This window comes from Leifsonia sp. KNZ13-11D, from assembly GCF_056754895.1.
On record NZ_JBPGWU010000001.1, the window covers coordinates 550998 to 577971 of the forward strand.

The window sequence follows — 26974 nt, forward strand, 5'->3', positions numbered from 1 at the left end:
GGACGCCTCAGACCGTGACGTCGCGGGATCCGCCGGCGAATCGGAGCCCGGTCACCCGCATCCCGCCCGCTGCGGGGTCGGCATCCACCTCGAGCACGCCGGACGCCGCGTCCGGGCGGAGACCCAGCCGTGCGCCGAGCACGGCCACCGCCGCCGCGGCCGACCATGCCTGCGGACGGCACGCCGCCGGATAGGGGATGGGCGCGGTCGTGTCGTCCGCCCCGTCTCCGGCGTGCAGCTCGGGCATCCGGTAGCCGAAGCCGGCGGCCGCCGCGAGCAGCCCCTCGGACAGCACGGCGGCCTCCGTGCGGAACCCGTCGTGCGCGAGCGCGCGCACGACGATCGCCGTGTCGTGCGCCCACACGCTGCCGCCGTGATAGCTGAGCGGCCAGTAACCTGCGGAGTCGGTGGACATCGTCCGCAGTCCGTACCCGGAGGAGAGCTGGGGAGAGATCAGGCGGCGCACGACGAGGGCGGCCTGCTCTGCATCCAGGATGCCCGTCCCCAGCAGGTGACCGATGTTGCTCGTGACCGTGTCCACGCGTCGCTTCGCCGCGTCCAGGGCGACGGCGGGGTAGGCGCCTGCCGGGTCGTCGATCCAGAAGGCGTCCGCGAACCGCTGCTTGAGCCCTGCCGCCCACTCGCGCCACTGGTCGCCCCCCGGCCGGTCGAACGCGTCGAGCAGTTCCGCGCCGCCGGTGGCCGCCTCGTACGCGTAGCCCTGCACTTCGCAGAGGGCGATCGGGCCCTCGGCGAGGGTGCCGTCGCGCCACTGGATCGAGTCGCCGGAGTCCTTCCAGCCCTGGTTGGCCAGCCCGTGGCCGGTCGTGTCGACGTACTCCAGGAAGCCGTCGCCGTCGCTGTCGCCGTAGTCCCGCATCCACGCCAGCGCCGCCTCCAGGTGGGGGAGGAGAGGCTCGACCTCGTCCCGCGGCATGCCCCACCGCCACGCGTCGTGCAGCAGGCACACCCACAGCGCGGTCGCGTCGACCGTGCCGTAGTACAGAGGAGGGAGGACGACTCCCGCACCCTGGATGGTGAGTGCCGAGGGCCGCAGCTCGTGCATGATCTTGCCCGGCTGCTCGGCGGAGTCGGGCACGACGCGGGTGCCCTGGTAGTGCGCGAGAACGCGCAGCGTCGAGGCGGCGAGCTCGTGCCCGAGGGGAAGGAGCAGACGCGCGGCCCAGATCGAATCCCGCCCGAAGAGGGTGAAGAACCACGGAGCGCCGGCTGCCAGGAAGACGTCGTCCGGACGTTCGCGCGTCGACATGCGCAGCGCCTGCAGATCGGTCACCGCCTGCCGGAGCCAGGAACCCAGGCGGGAGTCGTCGGTGCGGGCACCGAACGCCGCCCACTCCTCGGAGGCGCGCGCGCCGGTGACCACCGCGGTCGGATCGTCGACCTCGATGCGCCACTCGACGACGACCTCGCCGTGAGCGGGGGCCTCCACCTCCCAGCGCAGCGCGCACGCGTCACCGTCGAGCGTCACGTCGGCCAGGGGTGCGCTGACTGTCGCGGTGACGGGCCCGCTGCGGAGCACGACTCCGTCGGTGGCGGCGTCGGCGCTGACGGGATGCTCGCTGCCGGTCAGCCCGGCCTTGATCTGCTGCATCGGCGAGAAGTCTGCGTGAAGCCCCACCTCGATGGTGGTGCGGACCGCTGAGTCGAGCGCGTTGCGCAGGACGAGCCGTTCCCCGAGCGTTCCGGCCCCCACTTCGCGAGTGCGGTCGACCCGGACGCGCGGATCGGCCGTGCGGTCGTCGATGCCGCGGACGAGCCCCGTGAAGACGGCGGTGGCCGCATCGGGGCCGGTGGTCGCGATGTGCTCGGGCTCGGCGCCGCCGACGGTCAGGAGCACGCGATCGAGCACGCGCAGGTCCGAGTGGTAGAAGCCGTGGATGCCCTGCGCGTCGATCCTCCCATCGGGCGCGGACCAGGCTTGCGAGGGTGCGGTGAGCACCACGACGCTGTCGTGCAGGAGCGGCTGGAGGGGCTGGGTCATCGTGGCGGTGGTGCTTTCGTGCTCGGTGGTGGTGTCCGTCATAGTGGTGTCCGTCGTGGTGGAGGATGCCGTCATTCCTTCACGGCCCCTTCGCTCGAATTCATGATCCGTCTCTGGAAGATGAAGAACAGGACAGCCACGGGGATGGTCATGATCGCCGCGGCGGCGAGTTTCAGCGGATACTGCGTGCCCTGACTGAGCTGCCCGCTCGCGAGGCCGGCGACGCCCTTCGTCAGGGTCGTCAGGGCCGGACTCTGCGTGGAGACGATGAAGTGCGCCAGCTCGTTCCACGACCCCTGGAACGACAGGATGATGATCGTGATCAGCGCGGGCCGCGCCATCGGGAGCACGACGGACCAGAACACCCGGAACGTCCCGGCGCCGTCGATCCGCGCCTGCTCCTCGACGCTCGCCGGCGTCGACTCGAAGAAGCCCTTCATGATGAAGACGCCCGCGGCGTCGGTCAGCAGGGGCACGATCATGCCCGTGTAGGAGTCGTAGATGCCGAGCTGGTTGATCACCAGGAACTTCGGGATGAGCAGCACCACGGTCGGGACCGCCATGATGGCGACGAGCGCGGCGAACACGACCGAGCGGCCACGGAAGTGCAGGCGCGCCAGCGCGTACCCGGCCAGTGAGTCGAAGAAGACCCTGCCGAGGGTCACCACGATCGTGACGACCGCCGAGTTGGCGAACCAGACGGGGAAGTCGGAGTTGAGGAAGAGCTTCGCGTAGGCCGCCGTGGTGAAGGTCTGCGGGATGAGGGCGACCGGGTTCGAGGCGCCCTCCGCGTCCGTCTTGAACGACGTCGCCAGCTGGATGAGGAACGGCATGATGTAGACGATCGCCAGCACGACCAGCACCGCGTAGGTGACGGAGGTCGCGACCACGCTGCTCGTCGTGCGTCGGCGGCCGACCGGTCGCTGCGATGACGGCGGTGGCGAGACGGCGCCGCCGCGCTCGGTCTGCAGGGCGGTCGTGCTCATCGCACCGCCTCCTTCCGGTCGGAATCGTCGGTCTCGCGGGAGGCCGGCAGGCTGCTCGGAGCGCCGCCCGCGGCCGTCCCCGCCGCCAGCGCCGGCTGGTAGAGCCGCATCCGGCGCTTCGAGACCTTCCGATCCCGGAGCACCCAGCGCTGGAAGATCGTGAAGACGACGATGATGACGAACAGGATGAACGCGATGGCCGCGCCCTGGCCCCACTCCTGGTTGACGAACGACGTCTGATAAGAGAGGTACGCGGGGGTCAGGGTGGTCTTGCCGGGTGCCCCGCGGGTTCCCGTGTAGATCTGGTCGAACACCTGCCAGCACCCGATCAGCCCCAGGGTCAGGACGGTGAACAGCGTCGGCCGGAGCTGCGGGAGGGTGATGCGCCAGAAGCGCTGCCAGCCGTTCGCGCCGTCCATCATCGCCGCCTCCGTCACGTCGCCGCCGAGGTTCTGCAGGGCTGCCAGGAAGAGCAGCATGAAGGTGCCGCTCGTGGTGAACACCGCCATGATGATGAACGCCGTCATCGCCACCGACGGGCCGCCGAGCCAGTCCCACCAGGAGACGCCGAGCGCGGTGTTCTGAGTCAGCGCGGCCGGTCCTTGGGTGACGCCGAAGAGCCGTAGGAAGTTGTGGATGATCCCGCTGGGATCGTTGAACCAGTTCGGGCCGTTGATCCCGAACCAGGAGAGCACCTTGTTGACGGCACCGCTGGTGCTGAACAGGAACAGCCAGAGCACCGTGATGGCGACCGAGCTCGTCACGGAAGGGAAGTAGAACGCCGTGCGGAAGAACCCTCGCCCGCGGAGGATCGCGCGGCTGACCAACACGGCGAGACCGAGCGACACCGCGGTCTGGATGGGGACGACGAGCACCACGTACCAGGCGTTGTTCTTGAGGGCCGTGCCGAAGTCCTGCTCGGCCAGCCCTCCTCCACCGAGAAGGGTGGCGTAGTTGTCGAAGCCGACGAACTTCACGTCCGGCGAAAAGGGACTGCCGCGGCCGCCCCAGTCGGAGAAGCTGACCCAGAGGGCCATCAGCACCGGGACGACGAGGAAGACGCCGAGCAGCAGGATGACCGGGGCGGTGAACAACCACCCCGAGGCGGCCTCGCCGCGCCGGATTCCGGTGCGACGAGACCGACTCGCGGTTGCAGACATGACGGGCCTTCCTCCGGTGGGCGCGTGCTACTTCAGCAGCGCTTCGAGGTTCTTCTGCGTTGTGTCGAGGATGGACTTAGGGTCGCCGGTGGCCAGCGACTCGAGCTTGCTGTTGAGGTCGGTGACCACGTCGGCGGCGCCCTTCGCGGTCGGGACGCCCTTGGCGTAGTCGGCCGCGTTGAGGAACGGCACCAGGTCGGGGTTGTCGGACTTCCACTCGGCGGCCGCCGACTTGATGGACGGCATCGGGCCGAAGGCCTTCGAGAAGGCGAGCTGGTCCGACTTGCTGGTCAGCTTCTCCACCAGCTTCAGAGCGGCGGCCTGGTTGGGGCTGTCGGCGGCGATGCCCCAGCAGTTGGTGAACTGCAGCGTGCCCTGGCCGGCCGGGCCCTTCGGCAGCTCTGCGATCTTGTACTTGATGTTCGGGAAGTCGGACTTGAGGGCTCCGGTGATCCAGTTGCCTTCGATCGTCATCGCCGCGAGGCCCTTGCCGAACGCCTCGCCGCCCCAGCCCGCGCCGAGGTCCTTCGCGTACTTCAGCTCTCCGCCGTTCAGCATCTGCTTGACGAAGTCGAGCGCCTTCACGTTGGCGTCGCTGTCCGCGGTGGCCTTGGTGCTGTCCTCATTCATGAGGTTTCCGCCGGCCTGCACCATGAAGGAGCCGATCCGGGCGTACTCGCCCGAGATGGCTAGGCCGACCTGGCTGCCGGTCGTGAGCTTCTTGGCGACGGCCTCGAGGTCGTCCCAGGTCTTCGGGATGTCGGCGTCGGTCAGCCCCGCGGCCGACCAGGCATCGGTGTTGATCACGAGCTGGAGCGTGGAGAAGTCCTTCGGCGCGCAGTAGAACTTGCCGTCGTAGGTGAACGACTTCACCAGGCTCGGGTAGAAGTCGCTCTTGTTGCTCAGCTGGTCGCCGTAGGCGAGCAGGGAGCCGTTGGAGGCGTACCCGGCCAGCGCATCGGTCGACAGGTAGAAGACGTCGGCCGGCTTCTTCGCGGCGAAGCCCTGCGACAGCTGCTGGTTGAGGTCGCTCGCGGCCACCACGCTCGCCTTGGTGCCCGAACTCTTGGACCAGTCGGAGACCGCGGACTTCACCGCCGTGGTCTCGGCGTCGCCGGACGAGCCGATCATGACGGTCAGCGGCTTGTCGGACGAGGAGAGCTTGCCGGTGTCGGAACTGCTGCTCCCGCCGAAGCCGGAGCCGCACCCCGTGAGGGCGAGGGCGGTCGCCGCGGCGACGGCGCCGCCCGCGAGCCAGCGGTGTGTGATCTTGCGCATTCGTGTCTCCTTGGTATGAGTGTGCCCGCGAGGAGGGGCGCACACGGGAAGGGTCGGGTAGGTGGTGGACAACCCGTCGGATGGTGCGGCCTGTGAGCGAATTCCGGGGACACCGGAAGCGGCGCCGGTGCTCCGCTGCGGTGCGCGCATCCGACCTCCTCCGCTCCGTCGCCTGATTCGTCACTCCGGTTTGATCGATCCAATCATCAGCCGCTACGCTGGGTTTGAACGATCAAACCGGGATGCCAGTCACAGTAACCGCGTGCTTCCACAGGTGTCAAGCAGCCCACTAGGGTCGTATCCAGCCACGAGACGAGCCGGAGGGAGGCCACGCGATGGGCGCGCAGCCGACCGTGACGGACGTCGCCGGCGTCGCCGGGGTGTCCCGCCAGACCGTGTCGAACGTGCTCAACGCGCCGGAACTCGTGCGCCCGGAGACGCGGGAGCGGGTGCAGGCGGCCATCCACTCGCTGGGGTACCGGCCGCACGCCTCGGCGCGCCGGCTCCGCACGCAGAAGAGCTCGACGATCGGCATCCGCCTCGACCCGATCACGCAGGACGGCATCTCGGGCAGCATCCTCGACCGGTTCCTGCACGCGCTCACCGAGCAGGCGGACCGCCAGGGCCTTCGCGTGCTGCTGTTCACCGCGACAGGGCCGGACGACGAGATCGAGCAGTTCCGCAGGCTGTCGGACGCCGCCGACGTCGACGCCTTCGTGCTCACGTCGACCTTCCACGGCGACCCGCGCACGGAGTGGCTGATCGAGAACGGCCGGTCGTTCGTCACCTTCGGCCGCCCGTGGGGCATCGACGACATGACCGACCCCGAGCACCTGTGGGTGGATGTCGACGGTCGGGCCGGCGTGCGCGAGGCGACGGCGCATCTGCTCTCCCGCGGTGGTCCGCGTATCGGCTTCATCGGCTGGCCCAGCGGGTCCGGGACGGGCGACGACCGGCGCACCGGCTGGCTGGAGGCGATGCGCGCGGGCAGCGGTCTCGATGACGACGAGCTTCGGCTGCTCGACGCCGCGGTGGAAGACGTCGTCCCGAACGGCGCGGAGGCGGTGCGCCTCCTCGAGCAGCGCGCCGGCCGCCTCCACGGCGTCGTCTGCGTCTCCGACTCCCTCGCGCTCGGCGCCCTCACGGCGACCGCCGGCCGCATCCCCGTGGTCGGCTACGACGACACGCCGGTCGCCGAGGCGCTCGGCTTCTCGAGCGTCGCCCAGCAGCTCGACGAGGTGGCGGCTGGAGTACTGGAGCTCCTCACCGGCACGCACGGCGGCCGGGTCCAGCGCGGGGACCCGGTGTCCGATCCCCGTCACCGCCTCGTGACGCCGCGCCTGGTCGTGCGCGACGGTCCGCCGCTGATCGGGGGGACCGCTCCGAAATCCGCGCGTAACGCGCTGCGGAGACAATGGAGTCATGTCTCCACAAGAGCCTCTCCTGGATGCGCCACGAGCGCGTCGCCTCCCGATCACCGTGTCCATCACCCGCCGCGTCGACAGCACCCGCCTGGCCGAGGTCACCCACTGGGTGCAGGCCGGCGTGAACCTGGCCAACACGTACGACGGCTTCCTCGGCTCCGGCTGGGTGCGCGCCCACGCCGACTCCGACGAGTGGCACATGCTCTACCGCTTCGCGGACGCCGACACCCTGGAGGCCTGGGAGGCGTCGGACGACCGCGCCGACTGGCTCTATGAGGGGCGCGAGCTGGTCGAGGTGTCCCGCGTCGAGCGGAGGACCGGCATCGAGGGCTGGTTCGACCAGCCGCAGCCGGGTGTGCCGGCGGCGCCGCCGCGGTGGAAGCAGGCGGTGACGATCTGGCTCGGTTTCTTCCCGCTGTCGCTCGCCTTCACGTACCTCACCGTGACCTTCGTGCCCGGCTGGCACAGCCTGTGGCCGCTGGCGACGGTGCTGCTCAGCACGCTCTGCCTGACGCCGACCATGACGTACGTGCTGCTGCCGTTCGTCACCCGGCTGCTGCAGCCCTGGCTGCGCCGGTAGCCGTCTGCGCTGGTAGCTCGGGGTTCCCCCTGACTCGACCCTGAACTCCCGCGGATCGTGTCCGCGCACCCTTGCATCCCCCCTGAACGCGATATATCGTGAATCCGTCAACAATCGCGATATAACGCGAGTCACCGACGGTCCCGGCACGGACCGGAGAGCAAGGAGAACGAACCATGGCACAGGAGAAGTGGCTGATCCAGCCCGGCGAGAGCCGAACCATCGACGTGGAGCTCGTCCGCGCGCTGAAGGTCGGATTCATCGGCGGTCAGATCGACATCGTCGGGCACGACGAGCCCGGTGCGCGCATCGAGGTCCACTCCGTCGCAGGGCGCGACCTGAAGATCGTGATCGACGGCGACCGCCTCGAGATCGACCACCCTCAGCTGCGCTGGGACAACTTCATCGAGGTCTTCAAGTCGATGCGGTCCAGTGCCCGGGCCGACGTCAGCGTGCTCGTCCCTCGTGATGTCGAGCTGAAGTTCGGCGTCGTCTCGGCGGCGGCGCTCATCTCCGGACTGCACACGGATGCGCGGCTCAGCACCGTCTCCGGAGACGTGGTCGCCGACGGCCTCACCGGCGACGTCGAGCTCAACTCCGTCAGCGGCGAGCTGTCCGTGCGCGACCACACCGGCCGCATCTCGGCGCATACCGTGTCGGGCGACGTCACTGCGACCGGCGCCATCCGCCGCTTCTCCGCCGACGGCGTCTCCGGCGACGTCATGATCGACGTGACCGGCACCCCCGACGACATCGCCGTCAACACGGTCTCAGGCGACACGACCATCCGCATCCCGGAGGCCGTCGGCGCCCGCTACCGCGTGAACACGGTGTCCGGCAAGGTGCAGCTCGACAACATGACCGTGGTGGGCGGGATGGGCCGGGGCTACACCGGCACCTCCGGCTCGCTCAACGGCACCTGGGTCGAGATCAACGTCAACTCCGTCTCCGGCGACGCGGCCGTGCTCCGCAGCGCAGCGACGTCGCAGGGTGCGGGTGCGCAGGAGGCGTCGGCGTGAGCCCCGTCTTCTCGCACGGCAGCCTCCGGCTGTACCTGCTGAGCCTCCTCGACGAGTCGCCGCGGCACGGCTACGAGCTCATCCAGGCGCTCAGCGACCGCTTCGGCGGCACGTACAGCCCCAGCGCCGGGACCATCTACCCCCGGCTCGCCAAGCTGGAGGAGGAGGGGCTGGTCACCAAGACCACCGAGGGCCGGAAGACCGTCTACGCGATCACGGACGCCGGCCGCGCGGAGCTCGACGCCCGCCGGCCGGAGCTCGACGCGATCGAGGAGGAGGTCACCGACTCGGTCCGGCGTCTCGCCGACGAGGTGCGCGCGGGCGTCAACGACGCCATGCGCACACTGCGCGCCGAACTGGCGTCGGCCGCCCGCGAGGCCAAGCGCAACGCCTCGCGCGTCGACCCGCGTCAGGAGGCCCGGGATGCCGGCCGGGATGCGCGGGCCGCGGGGATGACGGCGGTCAGGGATGCGGAGGCGGCGCTCAACGAGTTCCGCCAGCAGCTGCGCACCGACCTCCGTTCCGAGGCGGCGCGCGGCGCCCTTCCGGTCGACGTCGTGCCGCTCCTCAAAGGCGAACTGGACCGCGTGCGGCGCACTGTCGCCGAGGCGCTCAGCCGCCGCTGAGCCGGTGCGCCCGGCTTGGGAAAGAGTCAGCGAATGCTCATCCGGCTCCCAGTGAGGCCGCTCCTCACGGCTGTGCCGCGCCAATCCGCCATACCCACCCCGTCTGCGGGGCAACGCCCAGTGTTTGCAGATCGGGAGGGTGCTGGAGGCGCGACGCGCCGACTTGACAGTGCATTGCCAGCGAGTATGCTCGCACCTCGTGACAAATGAGGGGAGATCCCCGAAGCGCTGGTTGATCGGCGACCCGCTTCCGAGTGAGAAGCTCGAAGGACAACTGCTCCCGAAGCACCTCGCCCTACCCATCTTCGCCTCGGACGCGCTCTCCAGCGTCGCCTACGCTCCGCAGGAGCTCCTGATGATCCTGCTGCTCGGCGGCCTGGCGTTCCTGACGTTCGCGCCGTGGGTGGCCGCGGCGGTCGTCGTGCTCCTCGTCACGGTCGTCCTGAGCTACCGGCAGCTCGTGAAGGCGTACCCCTCCGGCGGCGGCGACTACGAGGTCGCCCACAAGAACCTCGGCGAGAAGGCCGGCCTGGTCGTCGCCTCCGCGCTGCTGGTGGACTACGTGCTCACCGTGGCCGTGTCGGTCGCGTCGGGCGTCGACAACGTGATCTCGGCCCTGCCGTTCCTCGCCCCCTGGCGGGTGGAGCTCGCCATCCTCTGCGTCATCGTCATCGCCGCCGTCAACCTGCGCGGCGTGCGCGAATCGTCGAAGGCGTTCGCACTGCCGACCTACATCTTCATCGGCAGCATCGGGCTCATGGTCGTCACGGCGCTCGTCCGCACCGCCTTCGGCGACGCCCCGGTCGCCGAGTCCGCCGGATACCAGGTGCACGCCGACTCCCTCACCCAGGCGGCCGTCGTGCTGCTTCTGCTGCGCGCCTTCTCGAGTGGATGTTCGGCTCTGACGGGTGTCGAAGCGGTCGCCAACGGCGTCCCCGCCTTCCGCACGCCGAAGATCCGCAACGCCCGCATCACCCTCGGCCTGATGGGCGGCATCGCGATCACCCTGTTCGCCGGCCTCACGGCGACGGCGCTGATCAGCGGCGTCCACTACGCCGAGAACCCGTGCGACCTCCAGGGCTGGGCGCAGTGCGCCACGCAGCCGCAGCGCAGTCTGATCGCCCAGATCGCCGCAGCGACCTTCGGCAACAACACCGTCTTCTTCTTCCTGGTGCAGGCAGCGACCGCCGTCGTACTGCTTCTCGCCGCCAACACGGCTTTCAACGGCTTCCCGCTGCTCGGCTCGGTGCTCGCGCGCGACTCCTATGCGCCGAAGGCGCTGAACACCCGCGGCGACCGCCTCGTGTACTCGAACGGCATGATCATCCTGGCGCTGGCCGCGACCGTACTGCTGGTCGTCTACCAGGCGAACCTGACCCAGCTCATCCAGCTCTACATCATCGGCGTGTTCGTGTCGTTCACCCTCGGCCAGTCGGGCATGGTGAAGCACTGGATCACGCTCCTGCGCGAAGGCGGTCAGTCCGGCCGGGAACGCACCGGCATCATCCGCTCGCTCTGCATCAACGCCTTCGGCGCGTGTCTCACCGCGATCGTGCTCATCGTCGTGACGATCACCAAGTTCACGCACGGCGCGTACCTGGTCTTCATCTTCATGCCGATCCTCTGGTTCCTCATGCTCGGCGTGAACCGGTACTACCGCGACGTCGAGAAGGAGGTCGAGGTCGACCCGGTCACGACGTTCGGAAGCGTCGGCGACCACGCGATCGTCCTGATCGGCAAGATGCAGAAGCCGGCCCTCAAGGCGCTCGACTACGCCATCGCCGCCCGGCACGACTCGATCGAGGCCGTCCACGTCTCGATCGACGAGGAGGCGACGCAGAAGCTGCAGCGGCAGTGGATCGAGCAGAACATCCATGTGCCGCTCACCATCATCGAGTCGCCGTACCGTGAGTTCGGCATCCCTCTGGTGAAGTACCTCAAGCACCGGCGCGAGGAGCACGGCTCGGAGGTGGTGACGGTCTACCTGCCGCAGTACATCGTCGGCCACTGGTGGGAGTCGCTGCTGCACAACCACCGTGCCCGCCGCATCAGCAAGCAGCTGATGCTGTGCCACGGCGTCACCGTCGCCCTCGTTCCGTGGCTGCTCGACTCGTCGTCGCTCATCTACGGCCGCCGCTCCCGCCCGCTGCCCGGCCAGGACCGCCGCGGCGAGCCGGTGCGCCCGGTCGCTCGCCGGCCCCTCGTGCCCGCGTCGCACGCGCACACGCGCATCCACATCCACCCGGTGCCGCTCACCATCGGCGAACCGGCCGAGAGCGCGGAGCAGGTGGCGGGCACCATTCCGGAGCCGCAGCCGCCGGGCGACGGCCCGACGGTGGAGCAGGCGGAGACGCGCGAGCCGGCGGCGGCCGGAGGCGGGCAGAAGCGGGTTCCGGCGCGGGCGAAGCGGTAGGTTCGCTAGCCTGCGGGATCCGCTAGACGGCGGGATCCGCTAGCCGGCGGCGCCCGCTGACCGGCGGGTCCGCTAGCCCGCGGCGTCCGGAACCAGTTCGACGATCGGTCCGTGCCCCGGCAGGATGCGCGCCGCGTCGCACAGGACGAGCCTCCGGGCGCTCCGGGCCGCCTCGTCCGCGTCGTGCTGGAAGAATCCGGGCAGCTGCTGCAGCTCGCCCGACTCCCGGAGCAGCGGATGGCCGCTCACGACGGCATCGCCCGACAGCAGCGACTGCGACTCCGGCTCGAAGAAGCAGACACTGCCCGAGGTGTGCCCGGGCGCCGGCACCAGCTGGAGCGCGTGTCCGGTGCTGAGCAGGACTCCCTCGCCCTCCAGCGCCACGGCGTCCCGCACCCCGACGTCGCCCAGGCCGCCGGCGCGCACCGCGGCGACCGTCCAGCGCACGGTTCCCCGCCGGAAGATCGAGGGGAGCAGGTCGCCGATCGTGACCTGCTCGGTGATGTCGCGGCGCACGTTGGGGAGCTCGGCGGGCGACGCGGCCACCACGACGCCCCGCTCGGCCGCGAGCCGGGCGCTCGCGCCCAGGTGGTCGGAGTGCCCGTGGGTGATCAGGATGCGGCGCAGGTCGGCCGGGTCGGCCCCCGCGAGCCGGATGGACTCCTCGACCAGCGGCAGGTCCGCGGGGTAGCCGCAGTCGACCAGTTCGACGGCTCCGGCGCCGTGGAAGACGGTCCAGTTGGAGAGCGGCCCTTCGACGAACAGGATGCCGGGTGCCACGCGGACGGTCGATCGGATGCCACTCACACGGTCACTCTAGCGACGCACTTGACCTTGACGTAGCGTCAACTCCTAGCGTGGGTGCTGCATCGCACGAGAGGAGGGGAGACATGGACTGGTCCATCCAGGACATCGCCCGCATCGCCGGGACGACCAGCCGGACACTGCGGCACTACGACGCGGTCGGGCTGCTGAAGCCCAGCCGGGTCGGAGGCAACGGCTACCGGTACTACGACCGCGACTCCCTCGTGCGGCTGCAACGCATCCTGCTGCTCCGCGACCTCGGCCTGGGCCTCGACGCCATCGGCCGGGTGCTCGACGACCGGACGGATGCGGCGCCCGCCCTGCGCGACCACCTCGCGTGGCTTCGGGCGGAGCGGGAACGGCTGGCGCGGCAGATCGCGTCGGTCGAGTCGACGATCCACGCCGTGGAGGAAGGAGAGGAGATCATGGCCGAGCAGATGTTCGACGGCTTCGATCACACGCAGTACAAGGACGAGGTCGAGGAGCGCTGGGGGAAGGAGGCGTACGCGTCCTCCGACCGCTGGTGGCGCAGCAAGACCCCGGAGGAGCGCCGCGACTGGCAGGAGCGCCAGCAGCGTCTCGCCGCCGACTGGCAGGCGGCTGCCGCGGACGGAGTCGCGCCCGACTCCGGCCGCGCGCAGGCGCTGGCGCGGCGTCACGCCGACTGGCTGGCCGACATTCCGGGCACGCCCGGCTACGGCACCGGCGCACCGCCGGCCGCGTACCTGACGGGTCTCGGCGACATGTACGTCGCCGACCCCCGCTTCGCGGCCAACTACGGCGGCGAGGCCGGCGCGACGTTCGTCCGCGACGCCCTCCGCCACTACGCCCAGCACCTCGCCTGACCCGCTCCCGGGTCGCTCCGGTCTCGCGCGCTGAGCCCCCGCGCCCCACCGCCCCCGTCGAGTACACGAAAAGTGCACGGTTTCGAGCTGAAACCGTGCACTTTTCGTGTACTCGACGGGGGCGGTGGGGCACGAGGGGCGGAGGGCGCAGGCGCGAGGTCAGGGGTGGCGGGGGCGGCCCGTGAGGCGGTCGTCGAGCCAGTGGGCGGCGACGATGCGGGAGGGACGCGAGCGACGCTCCGACGGGAGGTCCGCGGGAGCCCGGTCGGGCTGGGGACCGCGGACGAAGGGGGAGTCCGGGCGGATGGCGCGGGCGTGCGCCGCGCGGTCGGATTCGAGCAGGATGCCGTCGCGCACGTCGAAGCGGACGGCATCCCGCTCCTCCTCGAGGCCGGCCGACTGCTCGGCCGTTCCCTCGAGCTCGCTCTCCAGTGCCGCCGCAGCCGTTGCAGCGTCCTGCGGCAGGCGGATCGCGAAGAAGGGGAGGGTGATGCTGCAGAGCGGGCCGACCAGCAGCGCGAACGCGAGCGTCCCGACGCCGACGTTCCCGCCGAGCGCCCACCCGATGATCAGGACGGTCACTTCGATGGCGGTCCGCACCATCCAGATCGGCCGACCGGTGCGGGCGTGCAGGCCCGTCATGAGCCCGTCGCGCGGACCGGGGCCCAGCCGCGGGCCGATGTACAGGCCGGTCGCGACCGCGAGCAGCAGCAGGCCGCCGGCGAAGAACAGCACCTGCGCCCACAGCTCCGTCTGCTGAGGGAGGAGGTCGAGCCCGAGCTGGGCGCTCGGTCCGACCAGCAGGACGTTGAGGATGGTGCCGAGTCCGGGGCGCTGGCGGAGCGGGATCCAGAAGGCGAGCACGACCAGCCCGACGAGATTCGTGACGAACCCGAACGGGATGCCCGTCTTGATCGACAACCCCTGCGCCAGCACGTCCCACGGCGACAACCCGATGCCCGCGCGGACCATGAGCGCGATGGCGATGCCGTAGAGGAACAGGCCGATCAGCAGCTGCACGAGGCGCCGGGTGAGGAGCAGTCGGGTGGTCATGGAAACAATCCAATCGCGACGATTGGACTGGCGGCAAGATGCCAATTCGCCTAAAGTGGCCTGCATGTCGGATGCGCAGCTCACTGCCCGCTCGCTCGAAGTCCTGCTCGGGAGCTGGCGCACCTCGGCCGCCTCCTACGCTGCGCTGGCCGACCGCATCCGGCTGCTCGTGCTCGACGGGCGCATCCCCATCGGCACCCGCCTGCCCGCGGAACGCGACCTCGCCGGCCGGCTGCAGCTGAGCCGCACCACCGTCGCGGCCGCCTACCGGCAGCTGCGCGAGGGCGGCTTCGTCGACAGCGTGCGCGGCTCAGGCAGCGTCACCCGCCTGCCCGGGCGCACGCTTCCGCTGCCCGCGACCGGCGGCGAGGGGATGCTCGACTTCACCAAGGCGTCGCTCCCCGCGGCCTCCCCACTCGCCGCCGCGGCCCGGGCGGCCGCCGAGGAGCTGCCGCGCTTCCTGCCCGACCCGGGCTACGACCCGGTCGGCCTGCCGCACCTGCGCGCCGAGATCGCCCAGCGCTACACGCGCCGGGGGCTGCCGACAGACCCCGGCCAGATCCTCGTCACCGTCGGCGCCCAGCAGGCCATCGCGCTGATCGCACGCACCTTCCTGCAGCGCGGCGACCGGGTCGTGATCGAGGTGCCGACGTATCCGCACGCCATCGAGGCGATGCGGCTGGCCGGCGCGCGGCTCGTGCCCATCACGGTCACGGCGCCCGAGGAGGGTCCGCACCGGCTGGGGGAGGAGACGGACGGCTGGGATGCGGAGGGCATCGAGCAGACGTTCCGCCGGGCGAATCCCGCGTTGGCGTACCTGATCCCTGACTTCCACAACCCGACCGGCGCCTCGATGAGCCCGGAGACGCGTCGCCGGGTGCTCGCCGCGGCGGCCGGCCACGGCACGATCGTGGTCGCGGACGAGACGACCGCCGAGCTCGACATCGACCGGGTCGGCGAGTACCTGCCGCTGCCGCGCTACGCGGACCCCGCGACGCCGGCGGCGCCCATCGTGATGATCGGCTCGGCGAGCAAGACGCTGTGGGGCGGTCTCCGGATCGGCTGGATCCGCGCCGAGCGCTCGCACATCCAGCGGCTGATCGCGGCCAAGCCCGCGACGGACCTCGGGACGCCCGTCATCGAGCAGCTGGTCGTGGCGCAGCTCCTCCCGCAACTCGCAGAGATCGCCGAAGAGCGCCGGGAGCAGCTCCGGCTCGGCCGGGCGGAGGTCCACCGGCTGGTCGCGGAGACCTTCCCGGAGTGGACGGTGCCGCCGCAGCACGGCGGCCTCACCGCCTGGGTGGGCATCGGGGCGCCGGTGAGCTCTGCGCTCGCGCTCGCGGCCCGCAGCCACGGCCTCCTAATCGCAGCCGGCCCCCGGTTCGGGCTCGACGGAGCGTTCGAGCGCTTCCTGCGCATCCCGATCACCTACACGCCGGACGAGTACGACCGGGCGTTCACGGCGCTGTCGCGGGCGTGGGCGGTCGCGGCCAGCGAGCCGGCGCCGTACTTCGACCAGGGGGCGCTGCCGAGCGTGGTCTGACGGTGGCGGTGAACATCACGGGGACGCCCGCGGGAGTACGGGGATGTCGTACCAGGGCATGAAGCGCTCGCTCAAGGGCGACTGACATACTTTCCGAGCGCCATCGTCGCCGCGCGTCCCGTCCGCCGTTCCTTAAGGGGAATTCCGTGCACTTCCTCGCCGTCCTCAGCATGAAGAACCGTGCCCTGATCGCGCTCGTCACGATCGTCGCCGCGGTCTTCGGCGGCCTCGCGCTCACCAACCTCAAACAGGAGCTCATCCCCTCGATCTCCTTCCCGCAGCTCGTGGTGCTCTCCAGCTACCCGGGCGCGTCGCCGGAGGTCGTCAACAACGACGTGAGCAGCCCGGTGGAGGCGGCGATCCAGGGGGTCCCGGACCTCGACAGCACCTCGGCGGTCAGCAGCACGAACCAGTCGATCATCACGGCGAAGTTCACCTACGGCACCGATCTGGCGACCGCCGAGCAGAAGATCGACCAGGCGATCAACCGCATCAAGTCCACGCTGCCCTCGGGCGTCGAGCCGCAGGTCCTCTCGGGCAGCATCGACGACCTCCCCGTCATCCAGCTCGCCGTGACCGGCGGGACGGACCAGCGGGCGCTCGGCGACGACATCACCAAGCTCGTCCTGCCGGACATCAAGGATCTGACGGGCGTGAACGACGCGCAGCTCGTCGGCGAGGTCGGCCGGCGCATCACCATCACTCCGGACGCCGCGAAGCTCGCGGCCGCGGGCGTCTCCTCGTCGGCGATCAAGGATGCGCTGCAGCAGAGCGGCGTGCTCATCCCGGGCGGCGACATCACCGAGGACGACACAACGCTGTCGATCCAGTCGGGCAGCCAGCTGGGGTCGGTGGATGACATCGCCGGCCTGCCGCTGATCCGCTCGGCGGGTGGAGCGGGGGCGACGGGAGCGGGCGATGCGTCGGGCGGCGCGAGTCGTGCGCCGGGAGCGGGCGGCGCGACGGGCGCCGCACCCGCAGCCGCGGCCGCCGCCACGGCAGCGACGCCGCCCCCGACCATCGGCGCGGTCGCGACGGTCGAGGAGACCGACGACCCGATCACGTCCCTCTCGCGCGTCGACGGCAAGCCGGCCCTCACGGTCGCCGTCACCAAGCTCCCGTCCGCCAACACGGTCGAGGTGTCGCACGAGGTGAGCGACCTCATCCCGGACCTCGAGAAGAAGCTCGGCGCCGGCGTCACGATCACCGTCGTCTTCGACCAGGCGCCGTTCATCACGCAGTCCATCAACTCGCTCACCGAGGAGGGGCTGCTGGGCCTCGCGATGGCGGTCATCGTCATCCTGGTGTTCCTGCTGTCGGTGCGGTCGACCCTCGTCACCGTCATCTCCATCCCGACGAGCGTGCTCATCACGTTCATCGTGATGTGGGCCTCCGGCTACACGCTCAACATCATCACCCTGGGCGCGCTCACCATCGCGATCGGCCGCGTCGTCGACGACTCCATCGTCGTCATCGAGAACATCAAACGGCAGCTCGTGGCGGGGTCCGACCGGGCCGTCGTGATCGTGCGCGCCGTGCGCGAGGTCGCCGGGGCGATCACCGCATCCACCATCACGACAGTCGCGGTGTTCCTGCCGCTCGCCTTCGTCGGGGATGTGACCGGTGAGCTGTTCCGGCCTTTCGCCGTCACAGTGACGATCGCCCTGCTGTCGTCGCTGCTCGTGGCCCTGACCATCGTCCCGGTGCTGGCCTACTGGTTCCTGCGCGCGCCGAAGGTGCACAAGCACGAGGGCGGCGACGACGTGGAGGCCGCCCACCTGGCCGTCGAGGATGCCGCGGCCTCGGGCGTCGACGAGCTCGAGCATCCGTCGCGGCTGCAGGCGGGCTACCTGCCGATCATCCGCTGGACTCTGAGGCACTCGGTGTGGACCATCGTCGCCGCCGCGCTGGTGCTCATCCTGACGATCCTCTCGTTCCCGCTGGTGAAGACCAACTTCCTCGGCTCGAGCGGACAGAACTCGCTCACGGTCACCCAGACCCTCGACCCGGGCGCGAGCCTCCAGGCGAAGGACGACGCCGCGAAGGTCGTCGAACAGAAGCTGCTCGACACATCGGGCGTCAAGACCGTGCAGGTCTCGATCGGCTCCAGCGGGTCATCGCTGCGTGACGCCTTCACCGGCGGCAGCGGCGGCACCACGTTCTCGATCACGACCGACCCGGACGCCGACCAGACGAAGCTGCAGGACACCATCTCGGACGAGCTCGCGGCGATCAAGGGCCAGGGCGAGATCACGCTCTCGGCCTCCAGCGGGTTCGGCGGCTCGAGCGACATCGAGGTCGACATCTCGGCCTCCAGCAACACAGACCTGCAGAAGGCGACGGACTCGGTGGTCGCCGAGCTCCAGAAGAAGTCGTCGCTCAAGCAGGTGACCAGCAACCTGAGCGCGTCCCTGCCATACGTGGCCGTGGAGGTGGACCGCTCGAAGGCAGCCGCCGCCGGGCTCAGCGAGGTGGCGGTCGGCACGATCGTGTCGCAGGCCATGCAGCCCACCCAGGCCGGGTCCGTCGCCATCGACAATACGACGCTCAAGATCTACCTGCAGAGCGCCAACCCGCCGACGACCGTCGCGGGGCTCGCGCAGCTGCCGATCCCGACCGCGGCCGGTGTCGTCCCGCTCGACACGCTCGCCTCCGTGAAGGAGGTCAAGGGACCGGCGACGGTCACCACCGAGCGCGGCCTGCGCACGGCCAGCGTGACCGCGACGCCGGCGACGGACAACCTGACGACCGCGAATGCGGACGTCACGGCGAGTCTCAAGGCGGCCGACCTGCCCGAGGGTGCGACGGCGAAGATCGGCGGCGTCTCGGCCAGCCAGTCCGACGCGTTCCAGCAGCTCGGGATCGCGCTGCTCGCGGCCATCCTGATCGTCTACATCGTGATGGTGGCGACGTTCCGCTCGCTGCGCCAGCCGCTGCTGCTCCTGGTCTCGGTGCCGTTCGCGGCGACCGGCGCCATCCTGCTGCAGATCATCTCCGGCATCCCGCTGGGCGTGGCGTCGCTGATCGGTCTCCTGATGCTGATCGGCATCGTCGTGACCAACGCGATCGTGCTCATCGACCTCGTCAACCAGTACCGACGGCGGGGGCTCAGCGTGTCGGATGCGGTCGCCCACGGCGCCTCCCGACGTCTGCGCCCCATCCTGATGACGGCGCTCGCGACGATCGCCGCCCTCACGCCACTGGCCATCGGCTTGACCGGCCACGGAGGGTTCATCTCGCAGCCGCTCGCCATCGTGGTGATCGGCGGCCTGATCTCGTCGACCGTCCTGACGCTGGTCGTGCTGCCCACGCTGTACAACCTCGTCGAGGGGCGGCGCGAGCGGAAGGCGGCCCGGCGCGCGGCCAGGCTCGGCGGCGACGGCGACGGGACGTCCGGGGGCGGGGGCACCGACGTGCCGCCGACCGGCCCCTCGGGTGCGGACGACTCGTCCGGCCGGACCCCGGAGCCGCCGGTGTTCACCCGGCCGGCGGGCGGCTCGCAGATCTGAGGGGACGTCGTGCGCCGTCTGAGATCCCGGACGGACGACGCGCGACGGCCCGGGCCCTGGCGCCAGGGTCTGGATAGGGTCGCGGTATGAGCGAGCAGCCGCTGTCCGTCGATCCGCTGTGGCCCCGTGCGGGCGGGTGGGCGCCCCTGGGACCGGACGGCGCGGACCTGGCGCTGCTCGGCATCCCGACGCACGAGACGTCGCTCTCGCCGACGGGAGCGCACGCGACGCCGGGTGCGGTGCGGGAGGCGCTGCGCCGGTACTCGGCGTTCGTGCCGGGACTCGACGTCGAGGCGCTGCGCTTCGCGGACGCCGGCGACGTGGAATCGCCCGACGCGCCCGGCGGCCGGGAGCGCGCGACCGACGCGGTGGCGGCTGCGGTCGGTCTCTCGCGGCTGACGGTCGCGGTGGGCGGGGACAACGCGCTCACCGTCCCTGCGGCGCTCGGCGCGTTCGGGTCCGATCTGGGCATCGCCGGGCTGATCACGCTCGACGCGCACCACGATCTGCGCGACGGACGGTCGAACGGTTCACCCGTCCGGGAGCTGCTGGATGCGGGGCTCGACGGGCGACGGATCGTCCAGATCGGCATCGCGGACTTCGCCAACTCGGCCGCCTACACGCGGCGCGCCGCAGAGCACGGCATCACCGTCATCCCGCGCGAGGCCCTGCACACGCGCCCGCTCGACGACATCATGGCGGAAGCCCTCGAGATCGCCGGCGCCGCCGGCGGCCCCGTGCACGTGGACCTCGATGTGGACGTCTGCGACCGCTCCGTCGCGCCCGGATGCCCGGCGTCCGTCCCCGGCGGCCTGGCGGCATGGGAGCTGCGCCGCGCGGCCCGGCTCGTCGCAGCCTCCCCCCTGGTCCGCTCGATCGACATCGCGGAGGTCGACGCGACCTCCGACGCCCCCGACCAGCGCACGGTGCGCCTCGCCGCCCTCCTCGTGCTCGAGGCCGCCGCCGGTCTCGCCTCCCGCTGACCGCGCCTCCTGAGCGTCCCCCACCGTCGAGTACACGAATAGTGCACGCGACACGCGGCGCGAGCGTGCACTATTCGTGTACTCGACGGTGGGGGAGCCTCAGGCGGCGCGGACGGTGCGGGACACGAGGGGGACGCCGGGGCGGTAGGCCAGGTGCACGTGGCTCGGGGCGGCCAGGACCGCGAAGTCGGCGCGCGCGCCCGGTCGCAGGTGGCCGACGTCGTCGCGGCGCAGCGCGGCGGCACCGCCCAGCGTGGCGGCCTCCAGCGCCTCTGCGGGAGTGAGACCGAGCTCGCGCACGGCCAGCGCGATGCAGAACGGCATCGACGATGTGAACGACGACCCAGGGTTGCAGTCGCTCGCGATCGCCACCGTGGCGCCCGCATCCCGCAGCCGCCGTGCGGACGGGTACGGCTGCCGGGTCGAGAACTCGACTCCGGGCAGAAGCGTCGCGAGCGTGGCGGAGGCCGCCAAGCGCTCGACGTCGTCGTCGCTCAGGTAGGTGCAGTGGTCGACGCTCGCCGCATCCAGGTCGACCGCCAGCTGCACGCCGTCGCCAGGGCCGAGCTGCGACGCGTGGAGGCGCACGCCCAGACCGCGCGACGCTCCCGCGGTGAGGATGCGGCGGCTCTGCTCCACGGTGAACGCCCCGGCCTCGCAGAAGACGTCGATCCACCGTGCCTGCGGCGCGCACGCGTCGAGCATCGGGCCGACCACCAGGTCCACATAGGCCTCGGGATCCTCGGCGAACTCCGGCGGGACGACGTGCGCGCCCAAAAAAGTCGTCTCGTCCGTGACCTCGCGGGCGAGGCGCAGCGACCGCTCCTCGTCGGCGACGGTGAGCCCGTACCCGCTCTTCACCTCGAACGTCGTGGTCCCCTGGGCGTGGAGCTCCGCCACGAACCCGGCCAGCCGGCGGCGAAGCGCGTGGTCCGTGGCCGCCCGCGTCGCGGCGACGGTCGACCGTATGCCGCCCGCGGTATACGGCCGCCCGGCCATCCGCGCCTCGAACTCCGCCGAGCGGTCACCCGCGAAGACGAGGTGCGTGTGCGCGTCCACGAAGCCGGGGACGACCGCCGCTCCGTCCAGCTCCTCGACCGCGTCGGCGTCCTCCCGCGGCGCGGCGGACGCCGGCCCGGTCCACGCGACCCGGCCGTCCACCTCCAGCAGGGCACCGTCGGTCACGAGCCCGAGATCGCCCTCGTGGGCCGGGTCGAACGTGACCAGCTCGCCGATGCCGGTGAAGAGGGTGGCGGTCATGGCCGCTCGGCGCCCTGCTCGCGCATCGGGATGCGCAGCCCGCGCTCCTCGGCGACCTCGACCGCCCGCTCGTAGCCCGCATCCACGTGGCGCATCACGCCCGTGCCGGGGTCGTTGACGAGCACGCGCTCGATCTTCTCGGCGGCGAGGGGCGTCCCGTCCGCGACCACCACCTGCCCGGCGTGGATGCTGCGCCCGATGCCGACGCCGCCGCCGTGGTGCAGCGACACCCAGGTCGCGCCGGACGCGGTGTTGAGCAGGGCGTTGAGCAGCGGCCAGTCCGCGATCGCGTCCGAGCCGTCGGCCATGGCCTCCGTCTCCCGGTACGGCGAGGCGACGGAGCCCGAGTCGAGGTGGTCCCGTCCGATGACGACGGGCGCGGACAGCTCGCCGGAGGCGACCATCTCGTTGAACCGCAGCCCGGCGAGGTGCCGCTCCTTGTATCCCAGCCAGCAGATGCGTGCGGGCAGACCCTCGAAGTGCACCTTCTCGCCCGCCTGGGTGATCCAGCGACGCAGGTGCTCGTCGTGGGGGAACAGCTCCAGCACGGCGCGGTCCGTCGCTGCGATGTCGGCCGGGTCTCCGGAGAGCGCCGCCCAGCGGAACGGGCCTTTGCCCTCTGCGAAGAGGGGGCGGATGTACGCGGGCACGAAGCCGGGGAAGTCGAAAGCGCGCTCGAAGCCGCCGAGCTGCGCCTCGGTGCGGATGGAGTTGCCGTAGTCGAACACCTCGGCGCCCGCGTCGAGGAAGCCGACCATCGCCTCCACCTGGGCCGCCATCGACCGGCGCGCATCGTCGGTGAACCGCTCCGGGTCGGACGCCGCCCGGTCGCGCCACTCGTCGACGCTGTAGCCCACGGGCAAGTACGAGAGGGGATCGTGGGCGCTGGTCTGGTCGGTCACGATGTCGATCGGGACGCCGCGACGGAGCAGCTCCGGGAAGACCTCCGCGGCGTTGCCGACCATGCCGACCGAGAGCGCCCGGCGCTCGTCCTTGGCGGCGAGTGCCTGCGCGACGGCGTCGTCCAGGTCGTCGGCGAGCACGTCCAGGTAGCCGTGGTCGACGCGGCGTTGGAGCCGCGCGCGGTCCACATCCACGATCAGCACGGCTCCGCCGTTCATGGTCACGGCGAGAGGCTGCGCGCCGCCCATCCCGCCGCAGCCTCCCGTCACAGTGAGGGTGCCGGCGAGCGTGGCGTCGTCGTCCTCCCCGGAGTCGCCGCGCCGGGCGGCGAGCTTGCGGGCGACCGCGCCGAACGTCTCGTAGGTGCCCTGCAGGATGCCCTGCGAGCCGATGTAGATCCAGGATCCGGCGGTCATCTGGCCGTACATGGTGAGGCCGAGCGCCTCGAGCCGGCGGAACTCCGGCCACGTCGCCCAGTCGCCCACCAGGTTGGAGTTGGCGATCAGCACCCGAGGCGCCCACTCGTGGGTGCGGAAGACGCCGACCGGCTTGCCGGACTGAACCAGGAGCGTCTCGTCCGCCTCCAGATCGCGCAGGGTCGCGACGATCGCGTCGAACGCCTCCCAGCTGCGGGCTGCGCGGCCGGTGCCGCCGTAGACCACCAGGTCGTCGGGCCGCTCGGCGACCTCCGAGTCGAGGTTGTTCATGAGCATGCGCAGCGGCGCCTCGGTCTGCCAGCTCTTCGCGCTGAGCTCCGTCCCGCGCGCCGCGCGCACCCTTCGTGCTCCATCCATCGTGTTACGTCCTTTCGGCGTTCGTGCTGTGCCCCCTCCGTCGAGTACACGAAAACTGCACGCTTTTCGCGGTGAAACCGTGCACAAATCGTGTACTCGACGGTGGGGAGGGTGGGTCAGGGGAGGGGGGTCGGGAGGGCGGCGCGGAGGGCGCCGGTGCGGACGAGGTCGGTGGCGGCCTCGATCTCGGGGGAGAGGTGGCGGTCGGGCCCGGGGCCCGGGACGACGGTGCGCAGGGTCGCGATGACGGCGCCGGTCGCGGGGCCGGGGCGGAGCGGCGCGCGCAGGTCGGCGCCGCGCGCGGCGGTCATCGCCTCGATCGCGATCACGCGGGTGACGCCGTCGATCGCGCGGCGCAGCTTGCGGGCGGCCGCCCATCCCATCGACACGTGGTCCTCCTGCATGGCCGACGAGGGGATGCTGTCGACGGATGCCGGCGCGGCGAGCCGCTTCAGCTCGGAGACGATGCCCGCCGCGGTGTACTGGGCGATCATCAGACCGGAGTCGACGCCGACCTCGTGCGCGAGGAACGGCGGCAGCCCCTGGTTGCGCGCCGGGTCGAGGAAGCGGTCCGTGCGGCGCTCGGACATGCTGGCGACATCGGCGACCGCGATCGCGAGGAAGTCGAGCACGTAGGCGACCGGCGCGCCGTGGAAGTTGCCGTTCGACTCGACCCTTCCGTCCAGCGTCAGCACCGGGTTGTCGACGGCCGACGCGAGCTCGCGCTCGGCGACGAGCTCGGCGTGGGCGAGCGTGTCGCGGGCCGCGCCGTGCACCTGCGGAGCGCAGCGGAGCGAGTACGCGTCCTGCACGCGGGTGCACTCCGGTCCCTTGTGACTCGCCACGATCGGGGAGCCGGCGACCATGGTCCGGATGTTCGCCGCCGAGACCGCCTGGCCCGCTTGGGGCCGTAGCCGCTGCAGGTCGTCCGCGAAGACGGCGTCGGTGCCGAGCAGCGCCTCCACGCTGAGCGCCGCGGCGATGTCGGCGTCGGTCAGCAGCCCGTGCAGGTCGTGGATCGCGAGCGCGAGCATCCCGAGCATGCCGTCGGTGCCGTTGATGAGGGCGAGGCCCTCCTTCTCGGCGAGGACGACCGGGGGGATGCCCGCGGCAGCGAGCGCGTCCGCGGCGTCCTGCAGTTCCCCGTCGACCCGGACACGCCCCTCGCCCATGGCGGCCAGTGCGCAGTGCGCGAGCGGTGCGAGGTCTCCCGAGCAGCCGAGCGAGCCGTACTCGTGGACGACCGGCGTGATGCCGGCGTTGAGCAGGGCGGCGTAGGTCTCGACGGTGTGCGGACGCGCGCCGGTCCGTCCGGTCATCAGCGTGGAGAGGCGCAGCAGCATGAGGGCGCGCACCACCTCCCGCTCGACCTCGGGGCCGGAGCCGGCGGCGTGCGATCGGACGAGGCTCGCCTGCAGCTGGGCGCGGCGGTCGGCCGGGATGAACGTGGTGGCGAGGGCGCCGAATCCGGTCGAGATGCCGTAGTGCGGCTCGGTGTCGTCGGCGAGGGCCTCGACGATGGCGCGGGATGCGGCGACGCCCGCGAGAGCGTCAGCATCGAGGGCGACCGGCGCGTCGTGGCGCGCGACGGCGACGACGTCGGCGATGGTCAGCGGACCGGCGCCGACGGTGACGGAGGTCTGGGTCTGGAGCATGTTCCGATCATCGCGCCAGGGCGTCCTGCTGCACCTCGGCTGTAGGCTGCTCGGTGTCCGGGATCCCAGACGCAGGGCCGAGGAGGATGCGATGAGCAAAGTTCCGGCGGCGGAGAACACGCTGCGCATCCTCGGCTACCTCGGCGCCCAGCGCGGGCCCGCCCCGGCCGCGGCGATCGCCACGGCCCTCGGCCTTCCGCGCTCGACCGTGTACCACCTGCTCGCCGTGCTGACCGAGCACGGTTTCGTGCTGCACTTCCCCGAAGCGCGGCGGTACGGTCTGGGTGTCGCGGCATACGAGCTGTCGAGCGGGTTCTCGCGGCAGCAGCCGCTGAGCCGCCTCGGGCGTCCCATCGTCGCGGCGCTCGTCGACGCGATCGGCGAGTCGGGTCACGTCGCGGTGCTCCACGGCCGCGACGTCGTCTACATCGTCGAGGAGCGCGCGCCGAGGCGCCCCCGGCTGGTGACCGATGTCGGTGTGCGCCTCCCAGCCCACCTGACGGCGAGTGGACGCGCGCTGCTCGCCACCCTTCCCCGCGAGCAGCTGCGGGCGCTCTACCCGGACTCCGGAGCATTCGAGGACCGCACCGGCGCGGGGCCGCACTCCTACGCCGAGCTGCGTCGCGTCGTCACCGAGGCCCGCGAGCGCGGCTATGCGACGGAGGACGGCGAGGTCACCCCCGGCCTCGCCTCGGTCGCGGTCTCGGTACGCGACCATGCCGGCTGGCCTGCGGCGGGGATCGCCGTCACCTTCCCGCGCGAGAACGTGGCGCCCGAGGGGTGGGATGCGCTCGCCGCGCGAGTGCGCGACGCCGCGGCCGAGCTCTCGCGCCGCATCCGGGGCAGCTGAGGGGCGGGCGGCGATCGCGGGCGGCAGCCCGGAGCGGCGGCCGCGCGCGGCGGTTCAGGACGCCGGGACCGGGAGCGGCTTGGCGTAGCAGACGGAGTACGGATCGCCCACGTAGGGGCCGAAGTTCGGGATGCGCGTGTACCCCGATCGCTCGTACAGGGCGATCGCGGCGTGCTGCAGCGGGCCCGTCTCCAGTCGCAGCTCCGCGACACCTGCGTCGGCCGCCGCCCGCTCGATCGCCGACAGGAGCAGTCGGGCGAGACCGCGCCCGCGCGCATCCTCGTGCACGAACATCCGCTTCAACTCGGCCCGGGGAGCCGAGCCGTCCGCGGGATCGCCGACGACCAGTGCCGCGATGCCGAGCGCGCGACCGTCCACCCGGGCCACGAACACGGTGACCCCGTCGCGCTCCAGTTGGGACACGTCGAGCAGGTAGCAGCTCTCGGCCGGATAGAGCGAGAAGGCGAACTCGTCGCTGAGGCGGAGCAGCTCCTCCACCTCGGGCTGGCGCGGCTGCTCCGCGCGGACGTCGATCGGCATGCGTCGATGCTAGCCGCGCGGTGTGACGGTGGGGTTACGCGGGGCGGTGGATGCGGTGGGCGCGACCCGCCGCATCCACCGCCCGCAACCCTCAGGCCCGGCTGGGCGTGCGGTTCTCGGCGCTGACCATCCAGGCGAACTGCTCGAGGCGCTCGATGATGGCGTGCAGGAGGTCCGCCGAGGTGGGGTCCTCCTCGTCGACGTCGTCGTGCACATCGCGCATGGTGCGGACGACCGCCTCCAACCGCTCGGTGATGAGGTCGACGGTCTCGGTCGTGTCGACTTCGCCGTTCGGGAACTCCGGCAGGCTGGTCTGCTCCGCGACGGTCGCGCTGCGGCCGTCGGGCGTCGCATGCAGCGCACGCAGACGCTCCGCCACGTCGTCGCTGAACTCGCGGGCGGCCTCGACGATCTCGTCGAGCTGCAGGTGGAGGTCGCGGAAGTTGTGTCCGACGACGTTCCAGTGCGCCTGCTTGCCCTGCAGGTGCAGCTCGATGAGATCGACGTGCACGCGCTGGAGGTTCTGGGCGAGCTCGGCCGAGGCGACGAAGCCGTGCTCCGCGTGCTCGCGACGCGTCGGCGCGACGCCGACGGCGGCGGTGCGGCGAACGGCCGGCGCCTTCGGAGTGCTCTTCTTGGTGCTCGTCTTGGTCTGGCTTGCGGCCACGGTGGGGTCCCTTCCGGTCGATGGACTCCACGCACGGTAGGCCGCCCGAGCGACTCACGGAACCGGGTTGACGACCGCCG

General features: G+C 71.3%; 20 protein-coding genes and 1 pseudogene. 10 read left to right on the forward strand and 11 right to left on the reverse strand.

What is annotated here, in order from left to right; genetic code table 11:
- Window positions 1–7: 7 nt before the first annotated feature.
- Genes ACR9Y5_RS02830 through ACR9Y5_RS02845 form a run of 4 tightly spaced genes read right to left on the reverse strand, consistent with a single transcriptional unit; the run spans window position 8 to window position 5426 of the window.
- Window positions 8–2044, reverse strand: coding sequence for a glycogen debranching N-terminal domain-containing protein (locus ACR9Y5_RS02830; RefSeq protein ID WP_481296540.1), 2037 nt, complete (start codon window positions 2042–2044; stop codon window positions 8–10).
- A gap of 29 nt (window positions 2045–2073) precedes the next feature.
- The gene (locus ACR9Y5_RS02835; protein WP_481296541.1) at window positions 2074–2988 is read right to left on the reverse strand and encodes a carbohydrate ABC transporter permease; all 915 of its coding nucleotides are present in this window, start codon (window positions 2986–2988) and stop codon (window positions 2074–2076) included.
- Window positions 2985–4148: a carbohydrate ABC transporter permease gene (locus ACR9Y5_RS02840; protein ID WP_481296542.1), complete on the reverse strand. Its 1164-nt coding sequence runs from the start codon at window positions 4146–4148 to the stop codon at window positions 2985–2987. Before ACR9Y5_RS02840 ends, ACR9Y5_RS02835 begins: the two co-directional genes overlap by 4 nt.
- Before the next feature lie 27 nt (window positions 4149–4175).
- Window positions 4176–5426, reverse strand: coding sequence for a sugar ABC transporter substrate-binding protein (locus ACR9Y5_RS02845; protein WP_481296543.1), 1251 nt, complete (start codon window positions 5424–5426; stop codon window positions 4176–4178).
- 335 nt (window positions 5427–5761) lie between these two features.
- Between ACR9Y5_RS02845 and ACR9Y5_RS02850 the strand changes: the two are divergent.
- The 5 genes and pseudogenes from ACR9Y5_RS02850 to ACR9Y5_RS02870 all read left to right on the forward strand — a co-directional run.
- Window positions 5762–6799: pseudogene (locus ACR9Y5_RS02850) on the forward strand (LacI family DNA-binding transcriptional regulator); the annotation flags it as partial.
- Between the two features lie 49 nt (window positions 6800–6848).
- Window positions 6849–7430, forward strand: a complete 582-nt coding sequence (locus ACR9Y5_RS02855) for an antibiotic biosynthesis monooxygenase (RefSeq protein WP_481296544.1) — start codon at window positions 6849–6851, stop codon at window positions 7428–7430.
- A gap of 176 nt (window positions 7431–7606) precedes the next feature.
- Window positions 7607–8449, forward strand: coding sequence for a DUF4097 family beta strand repeat-containing protein (locus tag ACR9Y5_RS02860; RefSeq protein WP_481296545.1), 843 nt, complete (start codon window positions 7607–7609; stop codon window positions 8447–8449).
- On the forward strand, window positions 8446–9075 hold the full coding sequence (locus tag ACR9Y5_RS02865; RefSeq protein WP_481296546.1) for a PadR family transcriptional regulator: 630 nt from the start codon (window positions 8446–8448) through the stop codon (window positions 9073–9075). The genes ACR9Y5_RS02860 and ACR9Y5_RS02865 overlap by 4 nt, the downstream gene beginning before the upstream one ends.
- Before the next feature lie 232 nt (window positions 9076–9307).
- Complete coding sequence (locus ACR9Y5_RS02870) at window positions 9308–11488, forward strand: APC family permease (protein ID WP_481299509.1); 2181 nt, start codon at window positions 9308–9310, stop codon at window positions 11486–11488.
- A gap of 72 nt (window positions 11489–11560) precedes the next feature.
- On the opposite strand, the gene ACR9Y5_RS02875 is transcribed toward ACR9Y5_RS02870, so the two are convergent.
- Complete coding sequence (locus tag ACR9Y5_RS02875) at window positions 11561–12295, reverse strand: MBL fold metallo-hydrolase (RefSeq protein ID WP_481296547.1); 735 nt, start codon at window positions 12293–12295, stop codon at window positions 11561–11563.
- Window positions 12296–12378: 83 nt separating this feature from the next.
- Between ACR9Y5_RS02875 and ACR9Y5_RS02880 the strand changes: the two genes are divergently transcribed.
- The gene (locus ACR9Y5_RS02880) at window positions 12379–13137 is read left to right on the forward strand and encodes a MerR family transcriptional regulator (RefSeq protein WP_481296548.1); all 759 of its coding nucleotides are present in this window, start codon (window positions 12379–12381) and stop codon (window positions 13135–13137) included.
- Between the two features lie 159 nt (window positions 13138–13296).
- On the opposite strand, the gene yczE is transcribed toward ACR9Y5_RS02880, so the two are convergent.
- Window positions 13297–14190, reverse strand: a complete 894-nt coding sequence (gene yczE / locus ACR9Y5_RS02885) for a membrane protein YczE (protein WP_481296549.1) — start codon at window positions 14188–14190, stop codon at window positions 13297–13299.
- Between the two features lie 64 nt (window positions 14191–14254).
- On the opposite strand from yczE, the gene yczR reads away from it, so the two are divergent.
- From yczR to ACR9Y5_RS02900, 3 genes are all read left to right on the forward strand, one after another.
- Window positions 14255–15733 carry a MocR-like transcription factor YczR gene (gene yczR, locus ACR9Y5_RS02890; RefSeq protein WP_481296550.1) on the forward strand — a complete coding sequence of 493 codons (1479 nt, stop codon included), beginning with the start codon at window positions 14255–14257 and terminating at the stop codon, window positions 15731–15733.
- Between the two features lie 146 nt (window positions 15734–15879).
- Complete coding sequence (locus tag ACR9Y5_RS02895) at window positions 15880–19242, forward strand: efflux RND transporter permease subunit (protein WP_481296551.1); 3363 nt, start codon at window positions 15880–15882, stop codon at window positions 19240–19242.
- A gap of 86 nt (window positions 19243–19328) precedes the next feature.
- Window positions 19329–20225, forward strand: a complete 897-nt coding sequence (locus ACR9Y5_RS02900; protein ID WP_481296552.1) for an arginase family protein — start codon at window positions 19329–19331, stop codon at window positions 20223–20225.
- A 99-nt stretch (window positions 20226–20324) separates the two neighbouring features.
- Here ACR9Y5_RS02900 and hutI read toward each other — a convergent pair whose 3' ends face one another.
- The 3 genes from hutI to hutH all read right to left on the reverse strand — a co-directional run bounded on the left by hutI (window position 20325) and on the right by hutH (window position 24837).
- A complete protein-coding gene (gene hutI, locus ACR9Y5_RS02905; RefSeq protein WP_481296553.1) occupies window positions 20325–21485 on the reverse strand; it encodes an imidazolonepropionase in 1161 nt (386 codons plus the stop codon).
- Window positions 21482–23182 carry a urocanate hydratase gene (locus ACR9Y5_RS02910; protein ID WP_481296554.1) on the reverse strand — a complete coding sequence of 567 codons (1701 nt, stop codon included), beginning with the start codon at window positions 23180–23182 and terminating at the stop codon, window positions 21482–21484. The genes hutI and ACR9Y5_RS02910 overlap by 4 nt, the downstream gene beginning before the upstream one ends.
- A gap of 116 nt (window positions 23183–23298) precedes the next feature.
- Entirely contained in the window at window positions 23299–24837 is a 1539-nt protein-coding gene (gene hutH, locus ACR9Y5_RS02915) for a histidine ammonia-lyase (RefSeq protein WP_481296555.1), read from the reverse strand.
- A 91-nt stretch (window positions 24838–24928) separates the two neighbouring features.
- Here hutH and ACR9Y5_RS02920 point away from each other — a divergent pair, with 91 nt between their 5' ends.
- Window positions 24929–25687, forward strand: coding sequence for an IclR family transcriptional regulator (locus ACR9Y5_RS02920; RefSeq protein WP_481296556.1), 759 nt, complete (start codon window positions 24929–24931; stop codon window positions 25685–25687).
- Between the two features lie 54 nt (window positions 25688–25741).
- On the opposite strand, the gene ACR9Y5_RS02925 is transcribed toward ACR9Y5_RS02920, so the two are convergent.
- Together ACR9Y5_RS02925 and ACR9Y5_RS02930 are read right to left on the reverse strand one after the other, a co-directional pair.
- Entirely contained in the window at window positions 25742–26227 is a 486-nt protein-coding gene (locus tag ACR9Y5_RS02925) for a GNAT family N-acetyltransferase (RefSeq protein ID WP_481296557.1), read from the reverse strand.
- 91 nt (window positions 26228–26318) lie between these two features.
- Window positions 26319–26894: a Dps family protein gene (locus ACR9Y5_RS02930; protein WP_481296558.1), complete on the reverse strand. Its 576-nt coding sequence runs from the start codon at window positions 26892–26894 to the stop codon at window positions 26319–26321.
- Between the last annotated feature and the right edge of the window lie 80 nt (window positions 26895–26974).